This window comes from Phenylobacterium sp. (genome assembly GCF_031412415.1).
Lineage (GTDB): Bacteria > Pseudomonadota > Alphaproteobacteria > Caulobacterales > Caulobacteraceae > Phenylobacterium.
Genome location: NZ_JANOCX010000043.1, coordinates 1 through 10,035 on the forward strand (window position 1 = coordinate 1; position 10,035 = coordinate 10,035).

Annotated in this window: 12 protein-coding genes; 8 read left to right on the forward strand and 4 right to left on the reverse strand. The window is 67.0% G+C overall.

Annotated features, from left to right (window positions below):
• Positions 1-27 precede the first annotated feature (27 nt).
• The 8 genes from sufB to RMO04_RS02110 all read left to right on the forward strand — a co-directional run bounded on the left by sufB (position 28) and on the right by RMO04_RS02110 (position 6,390).
• Entirely contained in the window at positions 28-1,497 is a 1,470-nt protein-coding gene (gene sufB, locus RMO04_RS02075; protein WP_309643146.1) for a Fe-S cluster assembly protein SufB, read from the forward strand.
• A 26-nt stretch (positions 1,498-1,523) separates the two neighbouring features.
• Positions 1,524-1,898 (forward strand): hypothetical protein, encoded by a 375-nt coding sequence (locus RMO04_RS02080; RefSeq protein ID WP_309643135.1) that lies wholly within the window; start codon positions 1,524-1,526, stop codon positions 1,896-1,898.
• Entirely contained in the window at positions 1,898-2,644 is a 747-nt protein-coding gene (sufC, locus tag RMO04_RS02085; protein WP_309643136.1) for a Fe-S cluster assembly ATPase SufC, read from the forward strand. Before RMO04_RS02080 ends, sufC begins: the two co-directional genes overlap by 1 nt.
• Positions 2,641-3,675: a Fe-S cluster assembly protein SufD gene (sufD, locus tag RMO04_RS02090; RefSeq protein WP_309643137.1), complete on the forward strand. Its 1,035-nt coding sequence runs from the start codon at positions 2,641-2,643 to the stop codon at positions 3,673-3,675. Before sufC ends, sufD begins: the two co-directional genes overlap by 4 nt.
• Positions 3,672-4,886, forward strand: a complete 1,215-nt coding sequence (locus RMO04_RS02095) for a cysteine desulfurase (RefSeq protein ID WP_309643138.1) — start codon at positions 3,672-3,674, stop codon at positions 4,884-4,886. The genes sufD and RMO04_RS02095 overlap by 4 nt, the downstream gene beginning before the upstream one ends.
• An 8-nt stretch (positions 4,887-4,894) precedes the next feature.
• Positions 4,895-5,257: an SUF system Fe-S cluster assembly protein gene (locus RMO04_RS02100; RefSeq protein ID WP_309643139.1), complete on the forward strand. Its 363-nt coding sequence runs from the start codon at positions 4,895-4,897 to the stop codon at positions 5,255-5,257.
• Positions 5,258-5,274: 17 nt separating this feature from the next.
• The gene (locus RMO04_RS02105) at positions 5,275-5,676 is read left to right on the forward strand and encodes an iron-sulfur cluster assembly accessory protein (RefSeq protein WP_309643140.1); all 402 of its coding nucleotides are present in this window, start codon (positions 5,275-5,277) and stop codon (positions 5,674-5,676) included.
• A gap of 177 nt (positions 5,677-5,853) precedes the next feature.
• On the forward strand, positions 5,854-6,390 hold the full coding sequence (locus tag RMO04_RS02110; RefSeq protein WP_309643141.1) for a DUF2087 domain-containing protein: 537 nt from the start codon (positions 5,854-5,856) through the stop codon (positions 6,388-6,390).
• Here the strand turns inward: RMO04_RS02110 and RMO04_RS02115 are convergent.
• The 4 genes from RMO04_RS02115 to RMO04_RS02130 all read right to left on the reverse strand — a co-directional run.
• The gene (locus RMO04_RS02115) at positions 6,381-7,046 is read right to left on the reverse strand and encodes a glutathione S-transferase (RefSeq protein WP_309643142.1); all 666 of its coding nucleotides are present in this window, start codon (positions 7,044-7,046) and stop codon (positions 6,381-6,383) included. The genes RMO04_RS02110 and RMO04_RS02115 overlap by 10 nt on opposite strands.
• 65 nt (positions 7,047-7,111) lie before the next feature.
• Positions 7,112-7,912, reverse strand: coding sequence for an enoyl-CoA hydratase/isomerase (locus RMO04_RS02120; protein ID WP_309643143.1), 801 nt, complete (start codon positions 7,910-7,912; stop codon positions 7,112-7,114).
• A gap of 77 nt (positions 7,913-7,989) precedes the next feature.
• Entirely contained in the window at positions 7,990-9,045 is a 1,056-nt protein-coding gene (locus tag RMO04_RS02125) for a GGDEF domain-containing protein (protein WP_309643144.1), read from the reverse strand.
• Positions 9,046-9,157: 112 nt separating this feature from the next.
• A partial coding sequence (locus RMO04_RS02130) for a C-terminal helicase domain-containing protein (protein ID WP_309643145.1) occupies positions 9,158-10,035 on the reverse strand: 878 nt, incomplete at its 5' end.

Here is a 10,035-nt window from a genome sequence, read left to right on the forward strand (position 1 = left end):
CCAGCGCTCATAGGCCTCCAGCCGCCACTGCAGCATCCACTCCGGCTCCTCCTTCTTGGCGGAGATGAAGCCTACAAGCACGGCTTCGTCACCGATATCGAGCAGGACTTCGCCCCCAAGGGCCTGAGCGCCGACACCGTCCGTTTCATCTCGGCCAAGAAGGGCGAGCCGGAGTGGATGCTGCAGTGGCGGCTGGAGGCCTATGAGCGCTGGTTGGCGCTGGAAGAGCCCGACTGGGCCAAGGTCAACTTCCCCAAGATCGACTATCAGGACAGCTACTATTACGCGGCTCCGAAGGACCCTGCCGACGGCCCGTTGAGCCTCGACGAGGTCGATCCCGAGATCCTGGCTACCTACGCCAAGCTCGGCATCCCCCTGAGGGAACAGGAAGTTCTGGCCGGCGTCGTCGGCGCCCCGCGCTATGCCGTGGACGCGGTGTTCGACAGCGTCAGTGTCGTCACCACCTTCAAGAAGGAACTGGCCGCCGTCGGCGTCATCTTCTGCTCGATGAGCGAGGCGATCCGCGAGCACCCCGAACTGGTCCGCAAATACCTGGGCTCGGTGGTGCCGGTCAGCGACAACTATTTCGCCTGCCTGAACGCGGCGGTGTTTTCCGACGGCAGCTTCGTCTATGTGCCGCCCGGCGTGCGGTGTCCGATGGAGCTGTCCACCTATTTCCGGATCAACGCCGAGAATTCGGGCCAGTTCGAACGCACCCTGATCATCGCCGACAAGGGCTCCTACGTCTCGTACCTGGAGGGCTGCACCGCCCCGATGCGCGACGAGAACCAGCTCCATGCCGCCGTGGTCGAGTTGATCGTCCTGGACGACGCCGAGATCAAATATTCCACGGTCCAAAATTGGTATCCGGGCGATCCTGTCACGGGCAAGGGCGGCATCTACAACTTCGTCACCAAGCGCGCCGACTGTCGCGGCGATCGCTCGAAGGTCTCATGGACCCAGGTCGAGACCGGCTCGGCGATCACCTGGAAATATCCGTCCTGCGTCCTGCGCGGCAAGGACAGCGTGGGCGAGTTCTATTCCATCGCCATCACCAATGGCCGCCAGCAGGCCGACACCGGCACCAAGATGATCCACCTGGGCGAGGGGACCCGCTCGCGGATCATCTCGAAGGGGATTTCGGCGGGCCGTTCATCCAACACCTATCGCGGCTTGGTCTCGGCCCATCCCAAGGCCAAGGGCGCGCGCAACTTCACCCAGTGCGACAGCCTGCTGATCGGCAAGACCTGCGCGGCCCATACCGTGCCCTATGTCGAGGCGCGCAACGGCAGTTGTGTCTTCGAACACGAGGCCACCACCACCAAATTGTCCGAAGACCAGCTGTTCTACGCCATGCAGCGCGGGCTCTCCCAGGAGGAGGCGGTCCAATTGCTGGTCAACGGCTTCGTCAAAGAGGTGCTTCAGGAATTGCCCATGGAGTTCGCCGTGGAAGCCCAGAAGCTCGTCGCCATCTCCCTCGAAGGGTCCGTCGGATGACCCTCGCAACGTCAGAGAAACTCAGCATGTCCTTCCGCCGCGCCTTCGAAGCTGAACACGCCAAGCGCGACGCCGCCCGCCATGCGCGGGAGGAGGCCGACCGGCTGCAGCAGGAGGAGGACCTGGCCCGAGCTGAACAATTGCATGACGCCATCGCCGCCGACGCCGCCTTCCTGAAGGAAAAGGGCCTCACCCTCGATCGTCGCCGCTACACGGTGAGCCTCCACCACGAGGACTATGTGATCGACGCCTATTTCGAAGCCGGCGCCATCAGCGTCCGCGCCGCCGACAAGCGCACCGCCACCACCCAGACCGCCGCGCCGCGCAAGCAGGATACGGTCCACACGGTCGACGAGGCGCTGGGCGTCATGGCGCAATACCTGGCCGACGAGACCCAGTGATGCTGTCGATCCAAAACCTTCACGCCAGCGTCGACGATAAGCCGATCCTCAAGGGGCTGAGCCTCGAGGTGCCGGCCGGCGAGGTGCACGCCATCATGGGTCCGAACGGGGCGGGCAAGTCGACCTTGTCCTACGTCCTGACCGGACGCGAAGGCTATGAGGTCACCCAAGGTTCGGCGACCTTGAACGGCGAGGACCTGTTGGCCCTCGATCCCAGCGAGCGCGCGGCGCGGGGCGTCTTCCTGTCGTTCCAGTATCCGCTGGAAATTCCCGGGGTTCCGGCCCTGACCTTCATCCGCACAGCGATGAACGCCCAGCGAAAGGCCCGCGGCGAGCCCGAGGTCACGGCCCCGGAGTTCCTGAAGCTGGCGCGCACCACGGCGGCCTCGCTGAAGATCGACTTCGAGATGCTGAAGCGGGCGCTCAATGTCGGGTTTTCCGGTGGCGAGAAGAAGCGGATGGAAATCTTTCAAATGGCGATGCTTTCGCCGCGCTTCCTCATCCTGGACGAGACCGATTCCGGCCTCGATATCGATGCGCTGAAGATCGTCGCCGACGGGGTGAACGCCATGCGCGCGCCCGACCGCGCCATGCTGGTGATAACCCACTACCAGCGCCTGCTCGACTACATCAAACCCGACCGGGTCCATGTCCTGGCCGGCGGCCGGATCGCCGCCTCGGGCGGCCCCGATCTGGCGCTGGAGCTGGAACGCGAAGGCTACGACAAGTACGCGAGGGCCGCGTGAGCCTAGCCACCGCCCTTGCGACCGGCGACGTCACACAGCTTCCCAGCAAGCGTGACGAGGACTGGAAGTGGACGGACCTCCGCGGCCTGCTGCGCGTCCTGCCACCGCCGTCGCCGGCCTTCGAGGGCGAGGCGCCGGCCGGGCCGTTCGCCGCGCTGGCCAGCCTGCCGATCCATGTGGTCAACGCCAGCGACCCGGTGGTCATCCGCAGCTCCTCGGTCGAACCCTTTGTCGTGGCTCTGCATTTCGCCGCCCTCGGTGGGGGATCGCACGCCGCCACGGCCAGGATAGAGGTCGCCGATGGCGGGCATCTGGTGCTGCTGGAGAGCTATGAAGGCGACGCCGCCGACTACGTCGCCAGTCATGAACTCAAGATCTCCCTGGGCGACAAGGCCACGGTCGAACGGGTGGTGCTCGCCGCCGACGGCGCGGAGGGTGTCAGCGTGTCGGTCGCCGACGTGACCCTTTCCCCGGGCGCCAGGTTTTCCCAGACCGTGCTCACCGACGGCGCGCGCCGTCAGCGGATCGAGACCCGCGTCGCCCATCCCGGCGCGGACGCCGCTGTCCGACTCGATAGCGCCTATCTGCTGGCCGACAAGCGCCATGCCGACCTGACCACCGTGGTCGAGCACATCGGCGTCGACGGAACGACCGCCCAGCTCACCAAGGGCGTGGTCCGCGATCAGTCGCGCGGTGTCTTCCAGGGCCGCATCGTGGTGAGCCCCGGCGCCGACCGCACCGACGCCCGGATGGCGCACAACGCGCTGATCCTGTCGGACAAGGCCGAGGTCGACGCCAAGCCCGAGCTGCTGATCTTCGCCGACGATGTGCAGTGCGCCCACGGCAACACCATCGGCGCCCTGGACGAGCAGGCCCTGTTTTACGCCATGCAGCGGGGCATGCCGCGTGAGACCGCGCGGGCTATGCTGATCGAGGCCTTCGTCGGCCAGGTGATCGACCGGATCGTGCACGACGGCGCCCGCGACGTCGCCCGCGCCTGGGCCGCCGATCGATTGAGGTCTGGGTCATGAGCTTCGACGTCGAGCAGGTCCGCCGCGAGTTCCCGATCCTCACCCGCCAGGTGAACGGAAAGCCGCTGGTCTATCTGGACAGCGCCGCCTCCGCCCAGAAGCCGCGGGCGGTGATCTCAGCCATGACGCGGGCGATGGAGGGCTCCTACGCCAACGTTCACCGCGGCCTGCACACCCTGGCCAACGAGACCACCGACGCCTACGAGGCCGCCCGCAAGTCGGTCGCCGATTTCATCAACGCTGAGATCGGCGAGGTGGTCTTCACCAAGGGCGGGACTGAGGCGATCAACATCGTGGCCTCGGGCTTGGGCGCGGACCTCAAGGCCGGCGACGAGATCCTGCTCACCGAGATGGAGCACCACGCCAACATCGTGCCGTGGCACTTCCTGCGCGAACGCCACGGGGTGGTCCTGAAATTCATTCCCGTGCTGGAGGACGGCCGCCTGGACCTACAGGCCCTGCCAGACCTGCTGACCAAGAAGACCAAGGTCGTGGCCCTGACCCACATGTCCAATGTCCTGGGCACGGTCAATCCGGTCGCCGAGGTGATCGCCCAGGCCCATGCCGCTGGCGCCAAGGTGCTGCTGGACGGCTGCCAGGCCATCGTTCACCAGGCGGTCGACGTGAAAGCCCTGGACGTCGATTTCTATGTCTTCTCCGGCCATAAGCTGTACGGCCCGACCGGCATTGGCATCCTCTACGGCAAGGCCGCGGAGCTGGCCGCGATGCGCCCCTACCAGGGCGGCGGCGAGATGATCGGCGATGTCGCGCTCGACCACATCACCTATGCCGACCCGCCGCATCGCTTCGAAGCCGGCACGCCGCCAATCCTCGAGGCCATCGGACTGGGCGCGGCCATCAAATGGCTCAACGGCCTGGACCGTGAGGCGGTCGCCGCCCACGAGGCCAGGCTGTACGAACGTGTCCGAGAGCGGCTGAACGGCGCCAACTGGCTGCGCGTGATCGGCGAGGCGCCGGGCAAGGGAGCCATCCTGTCCTTCACCGTCGACGGCGCCCACGCCCACGACGTGGCCCAGATCCTCGACCGCTACGGCATAGCCGTCCGCGCGGGGACCCATTGCGCCGAGCCGCTGATGAAACGCTTCGGCGTGACGTCGAGCGCCCGCGCCTCTTTCGCCCTATATAATACGGAAGGGGAGGCCGACTCTTTCGTCGACGCCCTCAACCGTACCCAGGCCTTTTTTGCTTGAGCATGATCATGGATGACGCCGCCGCCATCGAGCCGACCTCGACGACGCCCCTGAGCCAGGGCGAACTCGACGCGCTCACCGACCAGCTCATCGAGAAGCTGAAGACGGTGTTCGACCCCGAGATCCCCGTCGACATCTATGAACTGGGCCTGATCTACAAGGTCGATGTGTCGGACGAGAAGAACGTCGCCATCGACATGACCCTCACCGCGCCGGGCTGCCCGGTGGCCGGCGAAATGCCGGGCTGGGTGGAGGACGCCGTGCGCGAAATCCCCGGCATCGGCGTGGTCAAGGTGGACCTGGTGTTCGACCCGCCGTGGGATCCTTCGCGGATGTCCGACGAGGCGAAACTTCAATTGAACATGTTCTGACCCCATATAGATCGAACATGACCGACCTGAACCTCACTGCCGCGCCCCGCGCCCGCCGCCCCCGGCCCAAGGTCGTCACCTTGACGGAGGCCGCCGCCGCGCGCGTGCAGGAGATCATGGGCAAGGCCGAGAAGCCCTATGCCGGGCTGCGCGTCGGCGTGAAGAACGGCGGCTGCGCGGGATCGGAATACATTCTCGACTACGCCGAGGCGGCCGCGCCATTGGACGAAGTGGTCGAGGACAAGGGTGTCACCATCCTGATCGATCCCAAGGCGGTGCTGTTCCTGATCGGCACGACGATCGACTACGAGACCACCCGGCTGTCTTCGAAGTTCGTGTTCCGCAACCCGAACGAGACCGACGCCTGCGGCTGCGGCGAGAGCGTCACCATCCAGCCCGCCGCCGAGACCGACGCCTAGCTGTCGCTTGACGGTCCGGGCGACCGTCCCTATCCCTCGGTCACGGTCCGCAGTTCACCGAGGCATCGCCGCCCGCCAGGGTTCGCTAAACCTGCTCAGACACGATCGACTGACACATCTCACCGTGCCAGATCGGAAGGGCGATCACCGTTCATCCCGGCACGCGAGGGATTGATCATGTCGAGAACCACCATTCCATTCGGGACGCAGGACGTCTCGGCCTTCGCCAAGGCGCTGCGAGCTCAGCTCTTGAGCCGCGACGCCGTGCCCGGTCACGTCGAGCTGCTGAACATGTTGGCGCGCGCCGGCGGGCGTCGAAACTTCCAGGATCTGCGAGCCAACGCGCCGCCCACCGCTGACGAACCGCCGATCGAGGTCGCCGATCCGCGGGTGGTGGAGCGGGTCCGGCGGTGCTTCGGCCCCGAGGGACGCCTGACCCGATGGCCGGCGAAGCGCAGCGACCAGCTCCTGGCGCTTTGGGGCATCTGGTCGCGCGTTCCAGCTCGCGTCGAGTACAGCGAGCAGCAGTTCAGCCAGGTCCTGCGCGGTTTGCACGATTTCGGTGACCATGCCCTGCTGCGCCGGGACATGAGCGAGGCCGGCCTGATGTTCCGCTCGCCGGACTGCCGGATTTATCGCCGCATCGAGCGGATCCCACCGCCTACAGCGATGGCGCTCATCTCCGCCGTTCAGCCGAGGCCCGCTCAGGCGTAGGCGTAGGGGCCGCCGCGTTCCAACGCGCGACGATAGGCCGGCCGGGCGTGGATCTTCTCGAGGAAAGCCTTCACGTGCGGTCGGCCGTCGGCCGCGCCGCCGCGCGAAGCCCCGGCCTCGACCGGGAAGCTCATCATCACGTCGGCGGCGCTGAAGGCGTCGCCGGCGAACCATTCGCTCCTGGAGAGTTCGGCCTCCCAATAGTCGAAGTGCGCCTTCAACTGCGGATCGACGAAGCCGGCCTGGGCCTTGCCCATGACAGCGCCGATGAGGCCGCGAAGCAGCAGCGGGCTGCGGCCGGGCAGGGCGGAGAACACCAGCTTCATCAGCAGCGGCGGCATGGCCGATCCCTCCGCGTAGTGCAGCCAATAGGTCCAGCGCGACCGCTCGGCCGAGCCAATCGGTGGCGCCAGGCGGCCGTTTCCGTACCGCTCCACGATCCAGTCGACGATGGCCCCGGTTTCCGGCAGCACCACGTCGCCGTCGACGATCACCGGCGACTTGCCCAGCGGATGCACGGCGCGCAACTCGGGCGGCGCCAGCATGGTCGCGGCGTCGCGCTGATGGTGGACGATCTCGTAAGGGACCTCCAACTCCTCCAGCAGCCAGAGCACGCGCTGCGAGCGGGAATTGTTCAGGTGATGGACGGTGAGCATGGGCGTTCCGGGCTAGAGGGGCGAGCCCTGCCTAATCGGGAAGCAAGGCCCTGCATAGCGACGGCCTAGCGACCCTTGAACTCCGCGGGGCGCTTCTGCAAGAAGGCCATCACGCCCTCGCGGCTGTCTTCGGTACGCCCCGCGAACTTCTGAGCCACCCGCTCGGCGTGGAGCTGCTCGGACCAGGTCGAGTCCAGGCTCTCCCAGATCAGGCTGCGGATGGAGCCCATGGACTTGGGCCCGATGGCCAGGGCCTTGGCCAGCTCCATGGCGGTCGACATCAGTTCGGCGTCGGGTACGCAGCGGTTGATGAGACCCCATTCCAGCGCCGTCTTGGCCGGCACGCGGTCGCCCAGCAAGGCCATCTCCATGGCCCGAGCCTTGCCGATCAGGCGCGGCAGCAGGTAGGTCGAGCCGCCGTCGGGCACCAGTCCGATGCGCCGGAAGGCCTGCAGGAAATAGGCGCTCTCACTGGCGACGATGATGTCGCCCATCAGGGCCAGGGAGCACCCGACCCCGGCGGCCACGCCGTTCACCGCCGTGACGACGGGGACCGGGAAACTGCGGATCAACTGCATGAAGGGATTGTAGACCGTCTCCAGCGCGCCGCCGGAGTCAGGACCCTCGGGATCGGGGGATGGCACGCCCGGCCCGCCGCGCCCCGAAAGGTTCGCGCCCGAACAGAAGCCTCGCCCCTCGCCCGTGAGGACCACGCAACGGACCGAGCTGTCGGCCGCCATCGCCTTGAACGCCTGCGAGAGCTCGTCCATCAGGTCGAGGCCCGCCGCGTTCAGGGTCGCGGGATCGGTCAGGGTGACGACGCCGATGCCGTCAGCGACGGATGTCTTGAGCTTGGTATAGGCCACGACGTTCTCCCGAATGCGTTCTTGGCCGCATTCTAAGAGGGCATACCCCGGCGTCAGGCTAGTGCAAATCCAGCCTGTCAGGCCGCGTCGGCGACGGCCTCGGCGTTGGTGACCAGGTTCCGGCCCGACCGCTTGGAGGCGTAGAGCGCCGCGTCCGAGCGTTCCATCAGGCTATGGGCGCTCTCGCCACGCCGCATCTGGGCCAGGCCAGCCGAGACGGTGACCGCGCCCAGATCGTCGTTGGTGGAACGCCGCTTGAGGATGCGCGACGAGACTTCCTCTCGGATTTCCTCCAGCACCAAGGTCGCTGTCTCGGCGCTCTCGCGCGGGAAGATCAGGGCGAACTCCTCGCCGCCGTATCGCGCGGCGAAGCGCGGCGGCGCGCCCACGCGGCCGATCACACTGGCGACGTAGCGGATCACCTGGTCGCCGGTTTGGTGACCCCACGTGTCGTTGAAGTTCTTGAAGTGGTCGATATCGATCACCGCGAGCGCCAGGCTGTGACCATCAGAGTCGGCTTCGACGCAGGCGCGCTCCAGCTCCTCGTCGAAGGCCTTGCGATTAGCAAGCTGGGTCAGGCCGTCGGTCGTGGCGTCGCGGCGGACCTGCTCCAAATGCTCGCGCAGGCGCGCGACCTCCGTGGTGGATTCGGCCAGCCGCTTTTCCAGCGACTTGTTCTCGCGCTGAACGCGCTTGGTCGCCGACGCCAGGGTGTCGACCATGGCCTTGAGTTCTTGCGGCTCGGGGCCGGCGATCAGGGCGCCCGACGCGCTGGCCAGGGTCTGGCCATAGGCCTCGCTCGACTTCTGGGCGCTCTCGATGGCGCGGCTGACCGAGATCAGTTCTTTGCTGAGCGCGTCGCCGGCGTCTCGAATCTGTTCTGTGAGCTTGGCCTTGGGCAGGTAGGCCGCGGCCAGCTCATCGGCCAGATGGTCGGTGAAGGCCTCGCCCACCGAGATCAGGCGGGTGATCTCCCGGCCCAGGTCGCTGTCAGGCTCAGCGACGAAGTGGGTCCAAAGCTCGAAATTGACGGGCGTCGGCCACACTTGGTGGCCTTCCATCGTCTCCAGAACTTCGCGCGCCAGCGCGTAAGCGCCCGGTCCTCGTAGCCTGGTCTCGATATTGGCCGACATTCGTCCCGTTCCCCGACTCTGGAGATCGGCGTTTTGCCAGATTCTCCAAACTGGAAAATGAGATTATGCGCCAGAGCCGAATGAGGGGTTAAGGCAGAGCTGTTCGCACCAACTATTCGTCGGCGGGGGGCGGCCGGGGCGGCGCGCGCATGAGGAAGGCTGGGGTGTCGGAGCCGAAGCCCACCACACCGCGATCGTCGCTGTCGTCGCGACGGGGCCGCTCGTCTCGCGCCTCGCGGCGCGGGCGTTCTTCACGGTCGTTGCGCCGTGGCCGTTCCGGGCGCTCGGCGCGGGCAGGCCGCTCCTCACGGGCCGGACGTTCCTCGCGCGCAGGTCGGTCTTCACGAACCGCGCGTTCCTCGCGGACAGGGCGCTCTTCCCGCGCCGCCGGAGCAGCGATCTCGGGCGGTTGAGCTTCCACGGCCGGCTTCCGGGATCGGCTGCGCGCGGGCGCGGGCGCTTGAGTTTCTTCGGTGGCCGGGGCGACCATCGGCGCCGTGATCGGCTCCATGGAGGCGGTCTGGCCATGCGGCGCATGCGGCCGGCTGCGTTGCTCGCCGCGACCGGGACGTTCGCGAGATCCGCTGCGCTCGCGCCCGCCGCCGCGGTCCTTGCCGCCGCGGCCCTCGGTGCGGCGCTCGTCCTTGATCGCCGCGAAGTCGACGCCTTCCAGCACCACTTCCTCAGGCGCCTTGCCGATCAGCTTCAACACCTTGGCGATGTTCTGCGAGTCGGCGGGGGTGACGATCATGTAGGTCTTGCCGAGGCGCCCGGCCCGGCCGGTGCGGCCGATCCGGTGGACATAGTCGTCGGCATGGTGCGGAACGTCGTAGTTGAACACGTGGCTGACATCGGGGACGTCCAGGCCGCGAGCGGCGACGTCGGAGGCGCAAAGCAGCTTCAGCTCGCCCTTGCGGAACGCCTCCAGCGTCCGCATCCGCGTGGCCTGGTCCAGGTCGCCATGGATCGGGGCTGCGTCCAGGCCGTGGG

What these genes read in the sequence shown, in the direction of transcription:
- RMO04_RS02115 (WP_309643142.1), bottom strand. Translation starts at nt 7,046, where the DNA reads ATGCTCACCGTCCATCACCTGAACAATTCCCGCTCGCAGCGCGTGCTC.
- RMO04_RS02080 (WP_309643135.1), top strand. Translation starts at nt 1,524, where the DNA reads ATGTCCTTCCGCCGCGCCTTCGAAGCTGAACACGCCAAGCGCGACGCC.
- sufC (WP_309643136.1), top strand. Translation starts at nt 1,898, where the DNA reads ATGCTGTCGATCCAAAACCTTCACGCCAGCGTCGACGATAAGCCGATC.
- RMO04_RS02125 (WP_309643144.1), bottom strand. Translation starts at nt 9,045, where the DNA reads ATGTCGGCCAATATCGAGACCAGGCTACGAGGACCGGGCGCTTACGCG.
- RMO04_RS02110 (WP_309643141.1), top strand. Translation starts at nt 5,854, where the DNA reads ATGTCGAGAACCACCATTCCATTCGGGACGCAGGACGTCTCGGCCTTC.
- RMO04_RS02100 (WP_309643139.1), top strand. Translation starts at nt 4,895, where the DNA reads ATGGATGACGCCGCCGCCATCGAGCCGACCTCGACGACGCCCCTGAGC.
- RMO04_RS02105 (WP_309643140.1), top strand. Translation starts at nt 5,275, where the DNA reads ATGACCGACCTGAACCTCACTGCCGCGCCCCGCGCCCGCCGCCCCCGG.
- RMO04_RS02095 (WP_309643138.1), top strand. Translation starts at nt 3,672, where the DNA reads ATGAGCTTCGACGTCGAGCAGGTCCGCCGCGAGTTCCCGATCCTCACC.